Consider the following 22,002-nt stretch of genomic DNA (forward strand, 5'->3'; position numbering starts at 1 on the left):
GAATTCCGAACGAATCGGATGAGAGGTGCATTATTCCGGACAAGGGGCCTTATTTTTCGGACATTCACTCATAATTCGGACATGAATCACACGATATCGGACACCTTCCATCATTTTTCGGACCGGAGACATGCTATTCTGAACAACCACTTTAAGGTTCACAATAAAAAAATACCACCCTCTTATCAGGATGGTATTTGGGCTATCGATCTATGTAGGATCGCGATAGGAATCAAGAATTCTGAGAGCTTAGTTCACGCTCGACCTCAATATCTTCTTCGATTTCTGTATCAAACAAATGATCCCAGTCATCATTCTCAATCATATCGATCTGAGCTTCAACGAGCATCCGAAGTCTGGTCTTGAATACTTTCGCCTGCTTTTTCATGTCTTCTACTTCAATCGCAATGCGGCGTGATTTTTCAAGTGCTTCATTAATGATGCGATCGGCGTTCTTCTCCGCTTCCTTAATGATCAACTTGGACTCTTTATTGGCGTTAGTCTTCACGTCTTCTGCCGTTTCCTGGGCGACTAAAATCGATTTGTTCAATGTGGTTTCAATATTGTTGAAATGACCCAGCCGTTCATTAAGCTGATTGACTTCACGTTCTAGTTCTTTCTTTTGACGAATGACGATTTCGTAGTCTTTGATGACTTGGTCCAGGAAGTTGTTCACCTCGTCCTCATCATATCCCCGAAAGCCTCGTGTGAAATCTTTATTATGAATATCCAATGGTGTTAAAGGCACACCAGCCACCTCCTCATCGTTTATCTTGGCTAATTATCCTTTTCGACAAATCCTTACGAAATCCTTCTTCCACACCAAATTAAATCAACTTGGCTGTGGTGACTCGATATTTCTCTTTTTTCGTTTGGCCCCTTACTTCTTTTAATCGGCTTCTTCCTTTGCCTTTTAAAGAAATCAAATCGCCTTCTTCTAATTGAAAAGCGGCATCATCCACAACGCGATGATTCACTTTTACATGCCCGGCATCGATGTGCATCCCAGCTTTCTTGCGTGACATACCATAAATTTCTTTCGTCAGCACGTCGAGGCGTAACGACGACACTGTATTTTCTTTCGTCTGCCAAGCTTCATTACTCTGAAGCAACTGATCTATCGGTTTATCGACGAATTCAACGTTTGCTTTTTTTACACCTGTCAAATTCATTTTGATAAAATCGCTAATCTCTGCTGCCGCGATGATATGGATTGTTCCATCCTGTACGACCAAATCCCCGAGTTTCTCCCGCTTGATTCCAAGAGACATGAACGCGCCAAGAACATCACGGTGCTCGAGTGTGATGAACTTCTGAGGATAAGAGGCTTCTAATAGAGTCAAACCGAAGTCCCCTTGTTCAATCACTTCATACTCAGGAGCGATAATCGCGCGCTTTCTTTCTGTATCTTCACGACCTCCATCGAATCCGTACACTAGATCAGGATCATTTCCCATTATGGTTTTGACAATAAGCTGTTCACGTGGATTTAGAAAATCACTTACTTTGCGTTGGTATTTCATTTCCACATCGTCTCGCCAAGCGAGTACTTGATCGATGAACGGGCGCTCTTCTTTTCTAAAATGCTGATAAATATCCATCGTTATCCTCTGCTTTCTATTTATACAGTGAAGTGAGTTCACATTGTCATTCTGTTTTTTTACCTTCGCCTTAGTTAGAAAAAAGACAGACGAAAGAGCACTCTGTACTCGTTCACCTGTCCCTTGGTATTACATTAACATATAGTAGAGTTCATATAAGCCCGAAGTAGCGAATCTCAGTACTAAGATCGCGACAATCGGAGAGATGTCGATCATGCCAAGTGGAGGAATGATTTTGCGAAAAGGTTCTAAGAACGGCTCTGCCAATCTTGAAAGTACTTCGCCGAATCTCGATTCTCTTGCTCCTGGGAACCATGACAACAAAATGTATATGATTAAAACCCAGCTATAAATTTGCATTGCCTGAATTAAAACACTAAACAATAAGTCCATTTCTTACCACCTTTTATACGATTCATCTGTTTCCTGTGAAATCATTTCTGAAATCTGCCCAGAAATCTCCACATTATCTGGAGTGCATAAGAATGTCTGCGCTCCTAGTTTTTGAATATCTCCACCTATAGCATAAACCGTTCCGCTCAAAAAATCTACAATCCGCTTCGCTTGATGATGATCGACACGTTGTAAATTGATGACCACGGCCCGACGGTTCACCAGCTGGTCCGCGATGTCCTGAGCTTCATTATAACTGCTCGGTTCGCTCAATACCATCTTGGAAGATGATTTCGCGCTTTTCAAACTAACCACATTGTCTTGTTTTCGGTTGCTTTTTGTTTTCGGTTCTTGCTCTTCTTCCACGTCTTGTTCCACTGCTTCTTCTACGTATTCATATTCATCATCAAGGGTAAAAAACGAACGGAATTTATTCTTCATGCTCATGTTTCCTCACCTCAGGTTATGTTATTGTCGACCACCAAATCATTACGCTTATCCACCAACAAGCTTAGAACCGATTCGAACGTGTGTCGCACCTTCTTCAATAGCTATTGCATAATCATTACTCATACCCATCGAAAGCCACTCACATGGGGCATGAGGTAAATGCTTGTCCCGTATAATATCTCTCAATGCACGCAACTTGCGGAATACACCACGTAGCTGTTCTTCGTTTTCCGTATGCGGAGCCATGGTCATCAATCCGACGATTTTCACATGATCGTAGGTTTTCATTAGATCGACAAACGCTTCCACCTCATCAACTGCCAGTCCATGCTTCGATTCTTCGCCACTTACATTGACTTGAATAAAACAAGAAACCGGATGTTCGGCGCGCTTATTGATTTCTTTAGCTAATGATTTGCGGTCAAGTGAATGAATCATCGAGACTTGATCAATGACGTCTTTCACTTTTCTGGACTGTAACGAACCGATAAAGTGCCAATTGACCTGATCACCAATCGCTTCATATTTCTCCAATAAACCTTCTTTACGGTTTTCACCTAGATTTTCAACGCCGGCCTCGACCGCTTCCTTAGCACGTTCAATGGATACGTACTTCGTCACAGCTATCACAGAAATATCGTCTTTTGTACGACCGCAATTTTGGCATGCCTGTTCGATCGTTTCATTTATTTGAGCTAGGTTTTCCTTTACCGACATCATAGTTCTCCTTCCCGATGTTCAACCCTTCCAACCAATGTAACCAAGCATTCGGCCTGTTTTCCCTTGGTCGCGTCGATGGGAATAAAGCAAACGTTCCTCTTCGTATGTACAATAGCGCGTTGTATGAACGTTCTTCTCTTGAAGGCCTGCTTCGATGGCCAACTGATGATTGAGAGCCTTTAGATCTAATATAAAATGTCCTTCATCAACTGATGTAGACACTTTTTTCTGCAAGTGGGTAGGAATGTTCTCCATCACTCGCTGATCCACTTCATAATGCTTGGCGCTAATACAAGGACCAATCGTCATCTCCATGTTATCAAGTGACGCGCCTTCTTGTACGAGACGATCCGTCATGGCTTTGACCATGCCATGGACAGTTCCTTTCCAGCCAGCATGAGCAATCCCAATCCAACCAGACACTGGGTCGACAAAATACAAGGGCACACAATCGGCATAGAAAGCGGCCAACACGACGTTACGGTTGTTCGTAATTAATCCATCTACGCCAGGTATGGCTGTTTCCAGTTTTCGTGCACCTTTTCCTTTATCACTTTCATCGACGTATTTCACCTCTACACCATGGACTTGTTCGCCCATTACCCAATCATCTAGTGGAATACCGATTTCATCTGCTAAACGATCCCGATTCTGAACGACATCTGACTCCCGGTCATGAACGTGCAGCCCCATGTTGAGAGAATCAAAGGGCTCCGCGCTCACGCCACCATGACGAGTCGTTAAGCCGGCAATCAACTGTGTATAGTTAGAAAAGCACGATAATTGTCTTTTCGTTACGTGTGTGAAGGGTTCTACCATCTTACCACCTCAATTTCCCTCCATTTTAACACATTCTTCATCTTATTTCTTGTGTTATTCGTCTGATTCTGACTTTTGAGGCGCAGATAAGCTGTTGTACCCTGTCTTTTTTACTAAAATAACGTCAGTACCGATGTTGACGATTTGATCCCAAGGAATCATCATCTCTTCTTCTTTTCCGAACAGTCCCATGGCTTTGCCTTTCAAAGTCAATACAAGCCCCTTCATCTTGCCACGCTGTGTATCGATATCGAGGTCACTAATGTATCCGAGACGTTCCCCTGTTTCCATCGCGATTACGTCTTTCATCTGCAGTTCTGAAATCTTCATTCGCCCATCACTCCTTTGTACACTATATGCACGTGTAAGTAGGATTAGTGATAAAAGCGGGGATGACTTCTATTTGATACTTAAACTTTTCCCACTACACACCATCTATTAAACCGTATAAAAACAATCACACTAAAAAAAGCACTTCTGCATAAATCAGAAGTGCACCGAGTATTATTGAAACATTGATGAGTTCATCTCTTTAATCGCAGCCTTCTCTAACCGTGATACTTGCGCTTGTGAAATACCGATCTCTTCTGCGACTTCCATTTGTGTCTTTCCTTGGAAGAAGCGCTTCGTCAGTATCATTTTCTCACGGTCATTTAGTTGCTTCATTCCCTCACGCAAAGAAAGTTCATCGAGCCAAACCGAATCTTTTTCACGATCATCTTTCAACTGATCCACCACAAATATCGGGTCTCCCCCGTCGTTGTAAATGGGCTCGAACAATGAAACGGGATCCTGTATGGCATCCATAGCGAAAACGATGTCTTCATGAGGCACCCCCATTTTATCTGCGATTTCATGAGGCTTCGGATCTTTGTTCGTTTCACTAATTAATTTTTCTCTCATTTGCAAGGCTTTGTAGGCTGTATCCCGCAACGACCTGGACACACGGATCGGGTTATTGTCTCTTAAATATCTACGGATTTCGCCGATGATCATCGGAACCGCGTAAGTAGAAAATTTCACATTGTGGCTTAAATCAAAATTATCAATGGATTTCATCAGTCCAATGCAGCCGACTTGAAATAGATCATCTCCATACTCCCCGCGGTTGTTGAACCTCTGAATGACCGATAAAACTAAGCGGAGGTTTCCATTCACCAATTGCTCTCTTGCTTCGAGTTCTCCACTCTGTAACCGTTCAAACAGGGCCCTCATTTCTTTGTTTTTTAACACAGGAAGCTTCGATGTATCTACGCCGCATATTTCTACTTTATGTCGTGTCAATGTAAGACCCTCCCAGGAAGCTATAATCAGTTCTCAGTATCTCCCTGGTAGGAAATTTTATGCATCAGCCATTTTGAAAAACGGAAACACATAAATATATCAGTATAATTACATTAGGGGGTCAACGACTGTTCCCAACTTATGAAAAAACCACAAGACAAGCTCTCACTTAGATTCTACAAAAAAAGCAGGATGCACTTTTCCTAACAAAAGTGCATCCTGCTTTTACCATCCCGAACCAATCATCCAGTTTAATTTTACACCATCTTATCGAACTCACGCTGTAGCCTGCGGATAATTTTCTTCTCCAGTCTTGAAATATAAGATTGAGAAATCCCCATCATATCGGCAACATCTTTTTGAGTTTTTTCTTTCTTGCCAATCAATCCGAATCGTAACTCCATGATTTGTTTTTCTCGGTCGTTCAACTGTTCGAGCGCCGACATCAATAACTTTTTGTCGATTTTCTTTTCAATGCCTTTTGTAATTAAGTCTTCGTCAGTACCTAATATATCCGAAAGTAAAAGTTCATTTCCATCCCAATCCACATTTAAAGGTTCATCAAACGAAACTTCTGTTTTCAGCTTATTGCTTTTTCTCAAGTGCATCAAAATTTCATTTTCAATGCACCTAGATGCGTAAGTAGCAAGTTTTATCTTTTTCTCAGGGTCGAACGTATTAACAGCTTTGATGAGTCCGATCGTGCCTATACTTATCAAGTCTTCAATGTTCAGACCCGTGTTTTCAAATTTCCTTGCAATATATACAACGAGTCGCAGGTTTCGTTCAATGAGCATTGCTCTCGCCGCTTTATCACCTTTTGGCAGGCGTTCAAGCAGCTCTTTTTCTTCTTCTCTGGAAAGGGGTGGCGGTAAAGCCTCACTCCCCCCTATATAGTAGATCTCATCCTGTTTGATACCAAGACGGATCATCCACTTGTATAACCACAGCCTTATACGAAAATACCACTTCTTCATATATGAATCCCCCTATTTAAGCAGTTCTGCCTTTTACCATTACGTGTGGATGAATAAGCATCTGATAACTCTGGTCATGGGTTAAATCATGGTGTTGGATTCCAAGTAGCGGATGATTCAAAGTCAACGCGCCCTCTGGCGTTTGAATCGTAATGGAATCAACCATCAACGTGACAAGCAGTTGTCCACCATTACCGGCTGCTTGAAACGGTACGAGCCTTACATTCTTTTGTACTTCATCTGGTAAATCATCCATAGATGTTACAACACGATCCATTGTTAAGTATTCCAAAACTTCTTTCTCCAACAGTTGAATAAGTACCTGGTGATCGGCTAGAAATACCATCTTCCGAGTCACGGGGTCGATCAACTGATTGCCACTGTCCACCATACCCTGACAAACGGCCGATTTTCCGCTCCAGTTCACCGTTACTTCATAAATATTGTCTAGCTTCATTTGATGGACTGCAATCTGGTTGAATCGCCACTTTGTAAAAAAATAAGAACAAGGGAAACCAACAAAAACAAATAGCCAGCTGACCGGATCACCATATCCGCCTGAAAACGTAACAACTGTCCCTCCCTCCACTTGAATGTCAGACATTAAGAAGAAATGGACGCCCATCATACTACCGCCGATGGCGAACGTTATAAAATAAAAACTCACCCACTGCATTAGAAAAGAACGAAGGGACACAAAACGAAAGGCTACCCAAACAATAATCAAAGACAATACAATTTTTCCGACACTCGTCGTAAAGAAACTTCCAGGCATTAATATCGTGAGCGGAACCATCGATGATGCGATAAGAGCTGCTAGGATCAGTCGAAGTTTAGATGATTTACCTCTCGTTAAGCCCAACGTTAAATTGAGGATCATCGCATCCATCAAAAAATTGAGTAGCCACACCGCATCAAGGTAGATGTGTACCTCCTCCTTCAACGATCGTTATAGGGAAAATTATAAGCCTGTCCAGCTGAAAAGTCTGTCATAATCTGCATGTCAAAACAGCAAGTTTTGGCAGATTCTGTTGTGTTAAATGTTCAGCTATCCCTATCCTTGCAGACCTAAGATTATCCCCCTTATCTTGAAGAGCCCGTTTAGAGATGTTTTGGTGATTTCCGTTACCTCATGAAGTTTTCGAAGGTCCGGGAAATGACTCGCTTTCCGTGGGCATGTGCTGAGCTTCCTCAGGCTTCGCCTTGCGGGATCTCACCGGTCATGTACATCCCACAGGAGTCTCGCCATTTCCCGGACCTTCTTGCTTTTATGAGGGGAACGGAAACATCAGATGAGCTGGTTCACCTCAAAAAAAGGGGCTGTGCGGGTATTTTGCTAGCCAACGCACTGTTCATGTAGGAGGTTCGTTCCACTACATTTTGATAGGGGTGGTTTGGAAACAGCGAGACTCCCGCGGGAGAAGGACCTAGGCGAGACCCCACAGGGAGTGCAACGACCGAGGAGGCTTGCCGGTTCCCCCGCAGGAAAGCGAGTTCTTTCAAAGCCACCCCCCTACTCCTCATAAGGTGACGAACCCAGCAACATCTCGAAATCAAGTGTTCAAGATTACTGCCCGATTATTGAATAACCACCTTAGGGTAGATAAAGGGTAAGAAACGCAAAAAACCCGCTATGCCTCGGGGGGCATAACGGGTTTTTCATATTTTTATCGACGACGATTTCTATTTCGCAAGAATGTCGGGATGTCTAGCGTATCTTCCTCTTGATTTGAGGACTTTTGTTGTGGTTGTGGCGTTTCACGACGTGGTTGTTCTTCACGTGTCGTGCGCTCTACCGTCGTTGACTTCGGCTGGTGTTGCTGTGGTTGCTGAGCTTGAGGACGCTTTTTCTGTTGTCCTTGAGCAATCTGCGCTTCATCAAAACCAGTAGCAATAACCGTTACAACAATTTCGTCTTTCAAGTTTTCATTAATGACGGAACCAAAGATAACGTTAACTTCCTGGTCCGCTGCGGAAGTTACGATATCAGCTGCTTCTTGAACCTCATAAAGACTCAAGTTCGCGCCACCACTAATATTCATTAGCACCCCGTGAGCACCATCGATAGACGTTTCGAGCAATGGTGATGAAATAGCCTTTTTAGCCGCTTCAGCAGCACGACTTTCACCAGTTGCAATACCGATTCCCATCAGAGCTGAACCTTTATCGACCATGATCGTCTTCACATCGGCGAAGTCGACATTGATGAGACCAGGTACGGCAATTAAATCAGAGATACCTTGTACACCTTGACGCAAGACGTTATCCGCTTCACGGAATGCTTCTAACATTGGTGTATTCTTATCAACGATTTCTAATAAACGATCGTTTGGAATCACGATTAGCGTATCAACTGCGCCTTTAAGACTTTCCGTACCGCCTGTTGCTTGTGTGGAACGTTTACGACCTTCGAATGTGAACGGACGCGTAACTACACCAACAGTCAGTGCTCCCAGCTCTTTTGCTACTTGAGCAATAACCGGTGCGGCACCTGTACCTGTACCTCCACCCATTCCAGCTGTAACGAAAACCATGTCTGCGCCTTGAAGCGCTTCTTCTAACTGTTCCTTACTTTCTTCAGCCGCTTTGCGACCCACTTCTGGGTTCGCTCCAGCGCCTAGCCCGCGTGTTAATTTACCACCGATCTGCATTTTCACTTCTGCTTTAGACAAGTTCAATGCCTGAGCGTCTGTATTCACAGCGATGAATTCTACACCTTGAACACCATGTTCAATCATTCGGTTGACGGCGTTGCTTCCGCCTCCGCCGACACCAATTACTTTTATCGTTGCCAATTGGTCCATACTAGTATCAAAATCTAACATCATCCGTTCCTCCTAATACACGAGATTACAAGATTTATGGGTGTGTCCGTCCTCCGACTGACTCCATGCTTGTTCTTAATCAAAGAAATATTTCAACAGATTGGAAAACCCGCCTTCTTTTTTCTCTTTCTTTTCAGTGTTTTCTTCTTTTGGTTGTTTGACCACTCGTTTTTGTTTTTTCACTTGTGGTTTTTCGATTTCTCCAGAAACGGCAGGAAAGATCTCTTTTCCTTGTATTTTCGCATTACGATAGGCGAATTGCAAGATACCGACCCCACTTGTAAATTGTGGCTCTCTTACCCCGATATAATCTGGAATCGCAAGTCTTACATTTGAATGAAAGACATCTTGTGCGAGCTCAAGTACGCCTGGCATATTCATAGTGCCACCAGTTAGAACGAATCCGCCCGGTAATTCACGAACTCCCATACGCTGAATTTCTTGAGCAGCGAAAACGAGAATTTCTTCTAGTCTAGCTTCAATCATATCAGAGATTTGCAATTGATTGAATGCTTGTTCGCGATTACTTCCAATTATCGTCACAGAAAATGTTTCATCTTCGTTCGCATCATCGAAAAATCCATGACCATGATCCATTTTCACCTGCTCGGCTTCTTCGGTGGACGTACGCATGCCGATTGATAAGTCTTTCGTAATATTGTCTCCGCCAAACGGAATCAAACTTGTCCCTTTGAGATGTCCTTCTTCAAAAACAGAAATTGTAGTGGAGCCACCACCAATATCGACTAAGGCCACCCCAAGGTTCTTTTCGTCTTCAGAAAGCGAAACAGTACCTGAAGCGAGAGGTTGCAAGCAAACATCCAACACTTCAAGACCTGCGCGTTCTACACATTTCAAGGTATTATGTAACACTGTCTTCGCGCAGGTAATAATCATGCCTTCCATTTCTAAGCGGACACCAATCATACCCCTAGGGTCCGTGATTTCGTCCTGTCCATCAACAATGAACTGTCGAGGAATAACATCAATAATCTCTCTTTCAGGTGGAATGGATACAACTTGAGCCGCGTCAATAACGCGTGTAATATCCTCGTTCCCAATTTCCCTACTTTCACTGGAAACAGCGACAACGCCGTGGCACGGTTGCAATTGAATATGATTGCCGTTGACTCCGACGACCACGCGATCAATTTTCATATCAACCATTCTCTCCGCCTGTTCAACAGCCGTCTTAATAGATTGAACGGTTTGATCGATGTCAACGATTGCACCTTTTTTCATTCCTTTGGACTTCGCGGACCCAACACCGATGATATTGAGCGAGTCATTCATAATCTCCCCAATAATCACTTTGATTCGGCTCGTCCCTATATCTAAACTCACTAAGATTTCATTTTGGTTCACCAGTGACGCACCTCCTGTAACAAGCCATGTTAGTTATATCGTTCCTGCATGTGTCATAAAACGGGTCGGCTGGAAAATTTCACAAACCGTTATCCGTTCTCAAACACCGCGCACGCTATACATAATAAAGATATATAGTAGTACAAAGCATATCGAATTCACAAAGAAAAGACAATCGTTGTCATCTATTCGTAAATGAATTGATATATTCAACCTTGAAAATCGTCTTAAAATTCCATTTATTAAATGTTTTCCACAAGGAAACGTGAATATCCTCTATATTGTAGCTATTTTTTTCGGAATTTCGTTAGTAATTTTTGGTCAATTACTTGGTGGCGGATAATTGCTAAATTTTGGAACAGACGTACTCCGAAAGCAAACACGGCAGCTAAGTATAAATCCACACCTAATTGTACTCCTAAAAAAGCAAGGAAAGCTGCCAAAGATACGTTGAAAAAGAAACCTGTCATAAAGACCGTTTCATTGAAAGTCCGCTCAAGCTGAGCTCGAATGCCGCCAAGTAATGTATCAAATGCTGCGAGCACAGCAATGGAAAGGTAATCCGAGTAGGCTTCAGGAACTCTTATATCCGTCAGCAACCCTAAAGATAAACCAATCAGTAAAAACAATATTGGTAACCACATATCATTCACCAGTTTCTTCTAGTATTTCAAGATGTAGGGGAGCGTCATATTTAGGCAAGGTCATGGTTTCACTTGTTTCGACTTCCATATCCAAATTCTCGATACTGAGCATGTCACGAGACTGACTGGCCTCCATATAATCCTTCAACTTCTGTGGTTGGTCGGTCAACACTTGTATAGTCAACGGTAATGACGGAAGTGGTCGATTGTTTACATAGGTCATGCCATTCACATCGCGTACGGGAGACAAATTCGTCAAACGCTCGTTTGCAATCGCTATATCTTCGGCACCGTAAGTATTCAATTCATTGATCAATCGACTCAACATTTGAGGTGTGAGTGATGGATAAAGCTGTTCAGACGAGAAACCTTCTTGGAAAATGGGGCTGATGTTCAACACGACCCCTTTACCCTTAGCTTCAGTCAGTCCTACCCGAGATTCCAATAGATCGATGGATTCCTTCAATGTTGCCAATTGTTCTTGTGAGGATTGAGCCTCATAATCTTCAAGCGTTTTATCTGCTGCCCTTATTTTTTCAAGTAGCTCTCTCTGATTTTTTTGTTCATCTTGTAGCGCTTCCCTTACTTCCCATTCATCTCTCGTATCCCTTACTTCCGGTTGGGTCGTCGTTTGAAACTGGATGGCGACCATAAAACCGATGAATAGACAAATGACCGATACCATCCACTTTGAATTTTTCTTCATGTTGTTCACCCTTCAGCGGATAGCCTTGCTCTCATATTCACTTCATCCTTCTTTGATAGTTCAACTTCTACATTCTCAGAAGTCAGCCGGTCCACAACGCCCATCGTTAAATCCAGACTGGAATAAAGGACCTCTTCATCTCCAATCGCTGTAATGACGAATGGTGCAGGATGTTGAATCCCATCCACTGTAATAACGGGACCTGTACAAGCAATATAACTATCACTAAAATACCTCTGTCCATTTATGGCAATTGCCTTAGCACCAGCGCTTAATAATTCATTAATGACCATATGAATATGGCTCTCATGAACAATGTATTGGTTCACTTGTTCCTGATTTGGAATATACTCTGAATCACTGAGCACCACCTCCACACCAGGTCCTTTTACATTTAATTCTCCAGCGAATTTCTGTAGCTTATTCTTACGTGATACTAAGTCTGCAACAACTTCTTCACTGTTTGCCAAGTTGTTCTCATACATTTGAATCGACATGCGTTTTTCTTTCAATTCTTCGCGCAAGCTCTTGTTTCTCTCTTCCATATCCAAGAGTTGTTTTTGGTAAAAGTACTCCTTTTCCCATCTTGAATCTGTCAGGTGCACCATTTCTGGTCCGTTTTCTGTTTGTTGATAACTAAAAGCGATCAGAAAACCGGAAATAAGCAGCACAAGAGAAAGTAGAAGCGGTTTACCCTTGGACTTCATCAGAATTCTCCTCTTCTACTTCAGGCTCTTTGAACTCTTCGAAATAAGCACCGACGTCAATATGGATGATCCCCTCAGCACCTGGTTCCAATTGTGAAACGATGGATGGATAGGCAGGCATTTTATTGGAGAAATTCCGGATTGACGCCTGAACTTGATATCCATCATTCATATACAATTGAATTTGATAAGGGTTCCCTTCCTCCGGCATCCAGTGGACTTCCGATATCAAGCTGGACACGCTGTCGGGAAGCTGCTTTAATTCTTTAGACATTTCTTTTAAGTACGTAGCTTTTGTGAATCCTACTAGTATAGGAGCATCACCAGCAGGAAGTGAGGAAGTGGCATCAAGCTGTGTTCCGTCTTCTAAGATGGGTCTGAACTGACCATTTTCCATAACATACCCGATTCGCTCAGCTTCGTTTACTTGGATCTTCACTGTGCTTGGGAATTGACGAGACACCTTTGCAGAGGAAATCTCTGTATGAGCAACCACTTGATCTTTAATCTCGGATGGATTGACCTGCCAATAATTCGAATCCGTTGTGACGCCACTTAACTCCTGGATTTCTGTTGCACTTACATGTTGGTCTCCACTTATGACGATATGACGCACATGACTTAAAGAAGACTGTAAATAAATGACGGTTCCAATCAGCAGGAACAAAATCGTCAAATAGAAAATCAAACGGCGGTTTGCTTTTTTTCTTCTCGATTGTTTTAGTTTCGGTATTCTCTCTTCTATGGAAACGACTTTTCTCTCTTCCATAATAGGCATTTCTCCTTAGTCATTGACACATTAGACGTGATACAATTCTTCAGCAGTCGCGTTTTTCTATCGAAGATCTGTTAAGATGTCAAAGTACTACCATTATATCACAAATAAGGACCTTATTATTGAGAGAGTTTGACTAGTTTTACAAGAAATTTCTCTGTTTTTCTTCCATTCTTGACGTTATGAGTGGCAAAATCATATGTACTTATTCACAAGAGGTACATACCCTGACAGACCGTATCTTAAACTGAAGTTGAAATAAAAATAAAGTCATATCAATGAATGTAACAAAACCAACTCTATTATTAACCATTTACAACCAAAAAATAGCCCAGAGTCATAGACTCTGAACTATTCTATGTTGCATTTTTTCTACCGACTCGAGAACCGGCTTACACTAAGCAACAACCCAAGCGAAGCCAGCGTCAATGTTAATGAAGACCCACCGTAACTGACGAGTGGCAATGTAATGCCCGTAACAGGGATGAGCCCTGTCACAACACTGACATTGATCATCACCTGAATTGAAATCATCCCTACGATCCCTAGTGCAAGTAATGAACCGAACAAATCCGGAGCATACAAACTTGTCCGAATCCCCCTCCATAAGAGAATGAAAAATAAGCCAAGGAGAAGTAATCCTCCCAAAAACCCTAATTCCTCAGCAAGCACGGCAAAAATGAAATCGGTCTGAGGTTCTGGTAAATAGAAAAATTTCTGCATACTATTCCCAAGACCGAGTCCAAGCAATCCACCAGGTCCAATGGCATACAAGGATTGAATGATTTGAAAACCACTACCTAGCGGATCTTCCCAGGGATGCAGGAAGGCTGTGATTCGTTTGATGCGATACGGAGCAGAGGCGATCAACGCGACCATGCCCGCCATTCCTACAGCTGCAATCCACATAAAATGACTGATACGCGCCCCTGCCGTAAACATCATCACAAGGCACGTCCCAACCATCACGACACCCGTCCCTAAGTCTGGTTGAAGCATGATCAACGCAAACGGGAAGAGTATGAGAGCAAGCCCCGGAAGGAATCCTTCTTGGAACGAGTTCATCTTTTTCTGACGCATGGACAAAAACCGTGCCAGAAACAAAATCAGCCCGAGTTTCATGAATTCGGAAGGCTGAATGCTGAACATTCCAATTCCGATCCAACTCCTTGCTCCTCCGCGCACCATACCGACTCCAGGGATGAGCACAGCAGCTAAACAGACGAGGCAGATGATCATAATGACCTTAGCATGTCCATGCCATACATAATACGGAATGCGTGATAGCATAAACATCGCAACCAAGCCAATAGAAGCAAAAAGCAGTTGCCGCTTCGCAAAGTAGAAAGGGTCATCAAATTTGTATTCTGACCAGATGCTCGAAGAACTGTACACCATGATCATCCCAATTGTCAGAATTCCAAGTATCGATACAGTCAACCATAAGTCCGGCTTTTTCAGCTTTTCTTCCATAAAAAAGCCCTACCTCCCATCTCAATGGAAACCAGGGCGTTAAGCTTGTCGCATAAGCCCTTACTTCAGCTTATGCACAGCTTCTGTAAACATGTTGCCTCTTTCTTCAAACGTACGATATTGGTCCCAACTCGCACATGCAGGTGATAATAAAATGACGTCTTCAGTGGTAGATAAATCATAAGCTGCATCAACAGCTTCTTGCATTGTTTCTACCTTCACGATGGATGTAATACCAGCTTCTTCAGCTGTGGTTGCCAGCTTATCTGCCGTTTCTCCGAACAGAACCATGCCTTTGACGCCACTTAAATACTCTTTCAAACCATCAAAGTCATTGCCGCGATCAAGACCACCCGCGAGCAGAATAACCGGTTTCTCAAAAGAACGTAAGGCATAGGACGTTGCCAAAATATTCGTCGCTTTTGAATCATTATAAAACCGTCGACCATTTGTTTCCGTCACAAACTCTAATCGATGCTGTACACCTGTAAATGTCGTTAATACGTGTTCAATCGCTTTGTTGGAAACACCAACTTGTTTAACAGCTGCTACAGCGGCCAGGATGTTTTGTAAATTTTGTGGCCCCACTAGAACAATATCTTCCCTTTTCATAATCGCTTCGTCCTGAAAGTAGATCGACTGTTCATCGGCCCAAGCGCCGCTACCTTGATGTTCCAATGAAAAAGCAATGCGCCTAGCCTTAGCAGACTGTACGTAGCTCATGACTCGCTCATCATCAGCATTGTACACAAGCGCATCCTCTTCTGTTTGATTCGCAATCAATTTCGCTTTCGCATCATGGTAGTTTTTTAACGTATGGTGATAGTCAAGGTGCGCCTCATATAGATTGAGCCAAACGGCTACATCAGGACGAAACGCTTCGGTCCCTAGCAGCTGAAAGGATGATAGTTCTACAACCATCGTTTCCTCAAGCGAAGTGTAACGGGCCACTTCACATGATACCTTTCCGATATTTCCTGCGACAGATACTGGCTTTTGATCAGCTTGGATCATATCATAAATCAGCGTCGTCGTTGTTGTTTTACCGTTTGATCCTGTCACGCCGATCAGTGGACCCTCATGGAGATAGCTCGCCAGTTCCACTTCTGTAACAACGGGAATTCCACGGTCTACCGCTTCATCAACTAGTCGGTTTTCATAAGGGATGCCCGGATTCTTCACCATCAGATCGATACCGTCAAGCGCAGTTAGTGGGTGTCCTCCCAGAATGACCTCTGCTCCCTTGCTTTTCAACCCAACTACCGATTCACTTGTCTCTTCCGCTTTAAAATCATTGACACGCACCTTCACGTCACTATCGATCAGCAAGTGAGCCGCTGCGGTCCCACTCTTCGCAAGACCGAGGACGAGAACATGTTCGTATGGAAAGTTCGATAACGTCTTCATCCAAACATCACCTCAATATATACACCAATCGTTGCAAATACAAGTCCGACTGCCCAGAACGTCGTCACGACCCGCCATTCTGACCAACCCTTCAGCTCGTAGTGGTGGTGAAGTGGACTCATACGGAACACTCGTTTTCCTGTCGTTTTGAAAGAAATGACCTGAATAATGACCGAAAGGGTCTCTAGTACAAAGACACCACCGATAATGACAAGCAGCAATTCCATTTTCATTAGAATAGCGATGATTGCGATTGCTCCACCTAGTGCGAGTGAGCCTGTATCCCCCATAAATACTTTCGCAGGATGGGCGTTAAATACAAGAAACCCTAGTAACGCTCCAACGATGGCCAAAGCAAAAATCGTGACTTCGACATTAGGGTCGACGGTCCAGGCTAGAATCCCGAACGCCCCAAAAGCGACGGCTGCTGTACCAGCGAGCAAACCATCCAATCCATCCGTTAAATTCACAGCATTGGATCCTCCAACGAGCATGAATAAAATGAGTAACCCATAGGCCCAACCAAGTTCTAGTTCAAATCCGGTTCCTGGAACACCGATTGTCGTCGGAAATCCATTCTGTCTCAAGATGAAATAAACGACAACCGCTATGACGATTTGACCGAGCATTTTTTGTTTTGAGGTCAAGCCTAAGTTCCGCTTCTGCGCTACTTTAATATAATCATCTAAAAACCCGAGAAGCCCATATCCAATGAGTACAAACAATACGAGAAATAATTGGATGGTAGGGGTGCCTGGTTGGAACCAAAAGGATGCGATCAATGTTGTCACAATGACCGAGACAATGATCATGACGCCTCCCATTGTAGGGGTTCCTGATTTCTTCTTATGCGATTCTGGTCCTTCATCTCGAATAGCCTGCCCGAACTTCAACCTCCGTAAATATGGAATGATGATCGGCGATATCACGACTGTGAGAGCGAATGATAATGCCATTGTAATTAGTACTATGTAGTCGTTCATAAGTAGTTCCTCCTTTTATCTCATCGTCATCGCCTATTAATCAGTTGACAAGTTCATCCAGCAGTTCTTCTAACTTCATTCCTCTAGAGGCTTTAATTAACACAACTGTCTCTTCCGTCAAAATTGATTGAATCTGATGACTTAACGATTCCTTTTCTGTAAAGTGCTTCGTTTCAATACCTAACGCTTTCGCTTTGACAGCATCACTGATGGCTCTTGAATGCTCGCCTATTGTATAGATTACATCGATGTCTTCATTGATCGCTTCTGCTACACTTGCATGCAACTGCTCCGAATGCTCTCCGAGCTCAAACATATCCCCTAATACTAACACCTTTTTAGACTTAGATGTCAAATGACGGATAATTTCAATAACGGCCTTCATGGAGGTTGGAGAAGCGTTGTAGGCATCGTTAATAATGAGAGCCCCTTCCTTCCCGGTATGCTTTTCAAAACGCATACCAGAAACCTCAATCTCCAAGAACCCTTGTTGAATTTGTTCTTTAGTAAGTCCTAGCTTCTGTGCAAGCGCAATAACATAAGAAGCGTTTTTCACATTGTGACGACCAGCCATCGGCAGCTTATACAATTCGCCGTTTACTTTGAATACCGTTTCTTCATCGGTCAACTGTTGAACGACGGCTACATAGGCACACGATTCACCAAAGCCGCACGAAATAGAATATTCTTTTTCTTTAGCTTTTTGGAGCAATGGTTCATCTCCGTCGATGATACAAGAACCATCAAGCCCTTCGGTGATTTCTAGCTTAGCCGCCGCAATGGCCTCACGGGAACCTAGGTTCTCAATGTGAGATTCACCTATATTCGTAATGATGGCATAACCCGGCTCAGCTAAACGCGATAAGACAGAAATCTCCCCAGCATGATCCATCCCCATCTCTAATACGAGGGCCTCCGTCTTCGTATCCATAGATAGTACGGTAAGGGGAAGACCGATATGGTTATTGAAGTTCCCTTGTGTCTTGTGAGTCCTGTACTTCTTATTCAAGACGGCTGCTACCATATCTTTCGTGGTCGTCTTTCCGTTTGAGCCGGTCACACCGACGACAATCGGATTTATTTTACGTAGATAAAAGTGGGCGAGATCTTGGAGAGCCTTCGTCGTATCTTCGACGAAAAAAACTGGGAAATCAGTTGGCACGAGACTAGGCAATTCTTTGTCTTTCTGCCATAAAGCAGCCGTTGCCCCTTGTCTAATCGCCTCTCCAATAAACGCATGCGCATCAAAGGATTGCCCGATAATCGGAATAAATAAACTCTGCTTCGCTTTTTTGCGTGTATCCGTCATAATCGACCGCAGCGTGATTTTGTCCTCAGCCGCTCCTTTATAATTTGGAAAAATAGTCGTAAGCTCAAAAACGTCTAACTTCATTATGAATTCTCCTTAACACTCTTTAATATCTCTCTCGCTACTTCACGATCATCGAAATGCGTACGCACTCCATTGATTTCTTGATAGGTCTCATGCCCTTTGCCAGCAATCAATACCATATCCCCTTTTTCCGCTTCCATAATCGCATGCTTAATGGCCTTCTTTCGGTCAGGTATCCACTCATACCCTGCTTCTATATGAGCCGACATATCAAGAAAAATCTGTTCAGGATCTTCCGTTCGTGGGTTATCCATCGTAAATATGATATGGTCCGCCCACTGCATCGCAACATCTGCCATCATCGGCCGTTTCTTTCTGTCTCGATCGCCTCCACAACCGAAAACGACGCGAACCTTACCCTGACAAAACTGCTTGATTGTCTTCAATACATTCTTAAGAGAGTCCGGCGTGTGAGCGTAGTCCACTACAACGCCGAAGTCCTGCCCCTGTTTTACGGGCTCAAACCGCCCACGGACCCCACTCGTCTGCTCAAAGCAATCCCGTATTATAGATAGAGGGATGTCGTACAGCACCGCGACACTAGCAGCTGCCAGCATGTTATAAATGCTGAATCGTCCCATTAAGGGACTATGTACCTCTATCTTTCCTACGGGGGTTTCGAGCTGAAACGAAGTTCCCGTTTCTAGGCAAATGATTTGATGGGCCATAACATCCGCCTGTTGTTCGATACCGTACGTCAATAACGTTTGCGATGTTGATTGAATCAACTTCTTTGAATAAGGACAATCTCGATTGACCACTGCATATTTGCTCCGCTCTCTATTATACCCATTGCCTAATTGTGAGAACAATAGTGATTTCGCTCGAAAATAATCGTCGAAATTGTCATGATAATCTAAATGGTCGCGCGTTAGGTTTGTAAACACCGCTACATCGAAATCACAGCCATAAACACGCCCTTGATCCAAAGCGTGCGAAGATACTTCCATGATCGCTGTATCTACTTGTTTCCCTATCATTTGCGAAAAATAACCTTGAAGATGTAACGCGTCAGGAGTCGTATGTCGAATCGGTATCGTTTCGTCTGCGATTTTCACTTGAATGGTTCCGATGATACCTGTTTTACTCTTGTTAAGTCGAAACAATTCATCTACTAAATAGGAAACAGAAGTCTTGCCGTTTGTACCTGTGATGCCAATCAGCTGTAATTTATTTGTCGGAAAACGATAAAAGGCTGAGGCAATCATTGCCAAAGCCCTTGACGTATCGTTCACCAAAATTACAGGAACTTTCGTTTGGATCATCTCTTCTGCAACGATTGCGACTGCGCCTCTAGCTACCGCCTGGGACGCGAATCGATGACCATCCGCTTTGATTCCTCTGATGCATATAAAAAGGTCGCCTGGAGAGGTCACCCTCGAGTCCATTGAAATCCCCTCGACCTTTAACGAACGAATCGATGAAGTCGTGCGATAAAACCGGATATGTTCAAGTAACGCTTCTATATTCATAAACGTTCACCCTTCTCACATACAGACTTATTATAGCAAAGGATGAAAGGCTCTGTATGCATGAATATTTATTTTTATTCTCCTAAATACACACGTACGGTGGATCCTGTCGGTACTTTCACTCCAGCTTCAGGAGCTTGTGTGACGACCTTATCCCCCTCTCCGGAAACTTCGACCTCTAGAGGAGAGAGCATTTGTTCTAGTTCTTTCTTCTCCATTCCGGTTACGTTCGGCACCTCAACAAGCGGCTCATCCGGCCAAGCGTACTCTTTTTCAAGCGCATCTTCTCTTGGCTCGACGCCTAAAACTCTCAAACTATCTTCCATAATATTACCGACAATCGGAGCAGCCACGACACCACCGAACTGGACGGTATTCTTAGGGTTGTCGATTGCTAAGTAGACGACTAGTTCAGGGTCATCAGCTGGGGCGAAACCGATAAAGGATACAACATGGTTATTCTCCATATATCGTCCATCAGGTCCGACCTTCTGCGCTGTACCCGTTTTCCCACCAACACGATAACCCTCTACATATGCGCCTCGCCCGGTACCTTTCGCAACAACGCTTTCTAGTGCATTCCTTATCTTAGCTGACGTTTCTTCAGAGATGACCTGTTCTTTGACTTGCGGTTCGTTTTCTTTTATCACTTCACCCGTTCGGGGATCAAGCCACGCTTCTTGAATATAAGGTTCATAGTAATATCCTCCATTCACCGCAGCTGCCACAGCCATGACTTGTTGGATCGGCGTAACGGACACACCTTGTCCAAAGGCCGTCGTCGCTTGTTCTACCGGACCGACGTTTTCAGGTTTAAAGAGAATGCCTCGGCCTTCTCCTTGAAGATCGATTCCCGTTTTCTGTCCAAAGCCAAAGCGCTTGATGTATTCGAACAACTTATCTGTTCCCAAACGCTGTCCAAGTGTAACGAACCCAGGGTTACAAGAGTTTTGTACGACTTCTAAGAACGTCTGGTCTCCATGGCCGCCTCGCTTCCAACAGTGTAGCGTTGAGCCGTCAACTTTAATGGCACCTGAATCATGGAAATGTTCTTCTTCTAGGTCGACTAAATCCTCTTCGAGTGCTGCGGCAAGGGTAATGATTTTAAAGGTAGACCCTGGCTCGTACGTACTCCAAACAGGTAGATTGCGGTTATACACTTTCGCATCGACTTCTTGATAGTTCGCCGGATCAAAATTCGGACGAGATGCCATCGCGACAACTTTTCCAGTATCAGGGTCCACCGCCAGCGCCACCGCCCCGTCAGGATTGTATTTCGCTTCCGCGATATCAAGTTCTCGTTCGATGATCGACTGAACTTGGTAATCGACCGTAAGCTTCAAGTCTTTTCCGTCCACTGGAGGTTCGTAAACGTCCGCAATGTCCGGCATTCGTTTTCCTTTGGCATCTGAGAAGAAAGATAGCGCTCCTTTCTCTCCTTTCAACTCTTCATCATAAAAGGCTTCAAGACCGAGTAAACCTTGGTTATCGATGCCACTGAAACCAAGCACGTGAGATAAAAAAGATCCGTGGGGATAATAACGCTTCGAATCTTCTGCAATATAAACCCCAGGCATCGCTAACGACTGGATCGCTTCAGCCTGAGCTTCTGTTATTTTGCGGCCCTCTGGGTTGATCTTTTCAATCGACGTCACCTTGGTCACATGCTGGTACGCCTTTTCCACCGACATGTTTAAAATTTTCGCTAACTGTTGAGCCGTCGCTTCAGGTTCTTTTACTTGGCGAGGAACAACCATAACCGTTGGGGCTGACTGGTTCCCGACGAGTACTTCTCCGTTTGTATCAAGAATCTTTCCGCGTTCAGGTTCAAAGGTGATGTCGCGACTCCAAGATTCTTCTGCTTTCTCAATTAAGAAATCACTTAAAACAAACTGTACATACCCTAACCTCCCGGCAATGATCAAGAATATAATCATTCCCACTAAAAAAACAGTGACTAATCGTTTCTTCACAATTACCTGTGATACTCGTCTCATCCTCATAACTC

Annotated in this window: 22 protein-coding genes; all 22 read right to left on the minus strand. The window is 43.6% G+C overall.

What is annotated here, in order from left to right:
* Window positions 1-232: 232 nt before the first annotated feature.
* Window positions 233-748, minus strand: coding sequence for a DivIVA domain-containing protein (locus H0266_RS04950; RefSeq protein ID WP_181471255.1), 516 nt, complete (start codon window positions 746-748; stop codon window positions 233-235).
* A gap of 79 nt (window positions 749-827) precedes the next feature.
* Window positions 828-1,601: a YlmH family RNA-binding protein gene (locus H0266_RS04955; RefSeq protein ID WP_181471256.1), complete on the minus strand. Its 774-nt coding sequence runs from the start codon at window positions 1,599-1,601 to the stop codon at window positions 828-830.
* A 129-nt stretch (window positions 1,602-1,730) separates the two neighbouring features.
* Window positions 1,731-1,994, minus strand: coding sequence for a YggT family protein (locus H0266_RS04960; protein WP_181471257.1), 264 nt, complete (start codon window positions 1,992-1,994; stop codon window positions 1,731-1,733).
* Window positions 1,995-1,997: 3 nt separating this feature from the next.
* Entirely contained in the window at window positions 1,998-2,441 is a 444-nt protein-coding gene (locus H0266_RS04965) for a cell division protein SepF (protein WP_181471258.1), read from the minus strand.
* 48 nt (window positions 2,442-2,489) lie between these two features.
* Window positions 2,490-3,161: a YggS family pyridoxal phosphate-dependent enzyme gene (locus H0266_RS04970; RefSeq protein WP_181471259.1), complete on the minus strand. Its 672-nt coding sequence runs from the start codon at window positions 3,159-3,161 to the stop codon at window positions 2,490-2,492.
* A gap of 21 nt (window positions 3,162-3,182) precedes the next feature.
* Complete coding sequence (gene pgeF / locus H0266_RS04975; RefSeq protein WP_181471260.1) at window positions 3,183-3,983, minus strand: peptidoglycan editing factor PgeF; 801 nt, start codon at window positions 3,981-3,983, stop codon at window positions 3,183-3,185.
* Window positions 3,984-4,037: 54 nt separating this feature from the next.
* Complete coding sequence (locus H0266_RS04980; RefSeq protein WP_181471261.1) at window positions 4,038-4,313, minus strand: YlmC/YmxH family sporulation protein; 276 nt, start codon at window positions 4,311-4,313, stop codon at window positions 4,038-4,040.
* A 174-nt stretch (window positions 4,314-4,487) separates the two neighbouring features.
* Window positions 4,488-5,267 (minus strand): RNA polymerase sporulation sigma factor SigG, encoded by a 780-nt coding sequence (gene sigG, locus H0266_RS04985; protein WP_181471262.1) that lies wholly within the window; start codon window positions 5,265-5,267, stop codon window positions 4,488-4,490.
* Window positions 5,268-5,524: 257 nt separating this feature from the next.
* A complete protein-coding gene (gene sigE / locus H0266_RS04990) occupies window positions 5,525-6,244 on the minus strand; it encodes an RNA polymerase sporulation sigma factor SigE (RefSeq protein WP_181471263.1) in 720 nt (239 codons plus the stop codon).
* A 16-nt stretch (window positions 6,245-6,260) separates the two neighbouring features.
* A complete protein-coding gene (gene spoIIGA / locus H0266_RS04995) occupies window positions 6,261-7,187 on the minus strand; it encodes a sigma-E processing peptidase SpoIIGA (RefSeq protein ID WP_281374213.1) in 927 nt (308 codons plus the stop codon).
* Between the two features lie 724 nt (window positions 7,188-7,911).
* A complete protein-coding gene (ftsZ, locus tag H0266_RS05000; protein WP_181471264.1) occupies window positions 7,912-9,069 on the minus strand; it encodes a cell division protein FtsZ in 1,158 nt (385 codons plus the stop codon).
* 75 nt (window positions 9,070-9,144) lie between these two features.
* Window positions 9,145-10,434, minus strand: a complete 1,290-nt coding sequence (ftsA, locus tag H0266_RS05005) for a cell division protein FtsA (RefSeq protein ID WP_181471265.1) — start codon at window positions 10,432-10,434, stop codon at window positions 9,145-9,147.
* A 287-nt stretch (window positions 10,435-10,721) separates the two neighbouring features.
* Window positions 10,722-11,078, minus strand: a complete 357-nt coding sequence (locus H0266_RS05010; RefSeq protein WP_181471266.1) for a small basic family protein — start codon at window positions 11,076-11,078, stop codon at window positions 10,722-10,724.
* Between the two features lies 1 nt (window position 11,079).
* Window positions 11,080-11,784, minus strand: coding sequence for a DUF881 domain-containing protein (locus H0266_RS05015; protein WP_181471267.1), 705 nt, complete (start codon window positions 11,782-11,784; stop codon window positions 11,080-11,082).
* A 5-nt stretch (window positions 11,785-11,789) separates the two neighbouring features.
* Complete coding sequence (locus H0266_RS05020) at window positions 11,790-12,491, minus strand: DUF881 domain-containing protein (protein WP_181471268.1); 702 nt, start codon at window positions 12,489-12,491, stop codon at window positions 11,790-11,792.
* Window positions 12,475-13,260, minus strand: a complete 786-nt coding sequence (locus H0266_RS05025; protein ID WP_181471269.1) for a cell division protein FtsQ/DivIB — start codon at window positions 13,258-13,260, stop codon at window positions 12,475-12,477. Before H0266_RS05025 ends, H0266_RS05020 begins: the two co-directional genes overlap by 17 nt.
* A gap of 378 nt (window positions 13,261-13,638) precedes the next feature.
* Window positions 13,639-14,739, minus strand: coding sequence for a stage V sporulation protein E (gene spoVE, locus H0266_RS05030; RefSeq protein WP_181471270.1), 1,101 nt, complete (start codon window positions 14,737-14,739; stop codon window positions 13,639-13,641).
* Window positions 14,740-14,799: 60 nt separating this feature from the next.
* Window positions 14,800-16,146 carry a UDP-N-acetylmuramoyl-L-alanine--D-glutamate ligase gene (murD, locus tag H0266_RS05035; RefSeq protein ID WP_181471271.1) on the minus strand — a complete coding sequence of 449 codons (1,347 nt, stop codon included), beginning with the start codon at window positions 16,144-16,146 and terminating at the stop codon, window positions 14,800-14,802.
* Entirely contained in the window at window positions 16,143-17,129 is a 987-nt protein-coding gene (gene mraY, locus H0266_RS05040) for a phospho-N-acetylmuramoyl-pentapeptide-transferase (RefSeq protein ID WP_181471272.1), read from the minus strand. The genes murD and mraY overlap by 4 nt, the downstream gene beginning before the upstream one ends.
* 40 nt (window positions 17,130-17,169) lie before the next feature.
* Window positions 17,170-18,522 (minus strand): UDP-N-acetylmuramoyl-tripeptide--D-alanyl-D-alanine ligase, encoded by a 1,353-nt coding sequence (locus H0266_RS05045; RefSeq protein ID WP_181471273.1) that lies wholly within the window; start codon window positions 18,520-18,522, stop codon window positions 17,170-17,172.
* On the minus strand, window positions 18,522-19,994 hold the full coding sequence (locus H0266_RS05050) for a UDP-N-acetylmuramoyl-L-alanyl-D-glutamate--2,6-diaminopimelate ligase (RefSeq protein WP_181471274.1): 1,473 nt from the start codon (window positions 19,992-19,994) through the stop codon (window positions 18,522-18,524). Before H0266_RS05050 ends, H0266_RS05045 begins: the two co-directional genes overlap by 1 nt.
* Window positions 19,995-20,068: 74 nt before the next feature.
* On the minus strand, window positions 20,069-21,991 hold the full coding sequence (locus H0266_RS05055; protein ID WP_181471275.1) for a stage V sporulation protein D: 1,923 nt from the start codon (window positions 21,989-21,991) through the stop codon (window positions 20,069-20,071).
* Between the last annotated feature and the right edge of the window lie 11 nt (window positions 21,992-22,002).

Origin of the sequence: Halobacillus locisalis, assembly GCF_013694105.1 — a bacterium.
Classification (GTDB): domain Bacteria; phylum Bacillota; class Bacilli; order Bacillales; family Halobacillaceae; genus Halobacillus; species Halobacillus locisalis.

Excerpts from the sequence above, each read along its gene's own strand:
- H0266_RS04955 (WP_181471256.1), bottom strand. The coding sequence starts at position 1,601 with ATGGATATTTATCAGCATTTTAGAAAAGAAGAGCGCCCGTTCATCGAT.
- H0266_RS04960 (WP_181471257.1), bottom strand. The coding sequence starts at position 1,994 with ATGGACTTATTGTTTAGTGTTTTAATTCAGGCAATGCAAATTTATAGC.
- H0266_RS04965 (WP_181471258.1), bottom strand. The coding sequence starts at position 2,441 with ATGAGCATGAAGAATAAATTCCGTTCGTTTTTTACCCTTGATGATGAA.
- H0266_RS04970 (WP_181471259.1), bottom strand. The coding sequence starts at position 3,161 with ATGTCGGTAAAGGAAAACCTAGCTCAAATAAATGAAACGATCGAACAG.
- pgeF (WP_181471260.1), bottom strand. The coding sequence starts at position 3,983 with ATGGTAGAACCCTTCACACACGTAACGAAAAGACAATTATCGTGCTTT.
- H0266_RS04980 (WP_181471261.1), bottom strand. The coding sequence starts at position 4,313 with ATGAAGATTTCAGAACTGCAGATGAAAGACGTAATCGCGATGGAAACA.
- sigE (WP_181471263.1), bottom strand. The coding sequence starts at position 6,244 with ATGAAGAAGTGGTATTTTCGTATAAGGCTGTGGTTATACAAGTGGATG.
- ftsZ (WP_181471264.1), bottom strand. The coding sequence starts at position 9,069 with ATGTTAGATTTTGATACTAGTATGGACCAATTGGCAACGATAAAAGTA.
- H0266_RS05010 (WP_181471266.1), bottom strand. The coding sequence starts at position 11,078 with ATGTGGTTACCAATATTGTTTTTACTGATTGGTTTATCTTTAGGGTTG.
- H0266_RS05015 (WP_181471267.1), bottom strand. The coding sequence starts at position 11,784 with ATGAAGAAAAATTCAAAGTGGATGGTATCGGTCATTTGTCTATTCATC.
- H0266_RS05020 (WP_181471268.1), bottom strand. The coding sequence starts at position 12,491 with ATGAAGTCCAAGGGTAAACCGCTTCTACTTTCTCTTGTGCTGCTTATT.
- H0266_RS05025 (WP_181471269.1), bottom strand. The coding sequence starts at position 13,260 with ATGGAAGAGAGAAAAGTCGTTTCCATAGAAGAGAGAATACCGAAACTA.
- spoVE (WP_181471270.1), bottom strand. The coding sequence starts at position 14,739 with ATGGAAGAAAAGCTGAAAAAGCCGGACTTATGGTTGACTGTATCGATA.
- murD (WP_181471271.1), bottom strand. The coding sequence starts at position 16,146 with ATGAAGACGTTATCGAACTTTCCATACGAACATGTTCTCGTCCTCGGT.
- mraY (WP_181471272.1), bottom strand. The coding sequence starts at position 17,129 with ATGAACGACTACATAGTACTAATTACAATGGCATTATCATTCGCTCTC.
- H0266_RS05045 (WP_181471273.1), bottom strand. The coding sequence starts at position 18,522 with ATGAAGTTAGACGTTTTTGAGCTTACGACTATTTTTCCAAATTATAAA.
- H0266_RS05050 (WP_181471274.1), bottom strand. The coding sequence starts at position 19,994 with ATGAATATAGAAGCGTTACTTGAACATATCCGGTTTTATCGCACGACT.
- H0266_RS05055 (WP_181471275.1), bottom strand. The coding sequence starts at position 21,991 with ATGAGACGAGTATCACAGGTAATTGTGAAGAAACGATTAGTCACTGTT.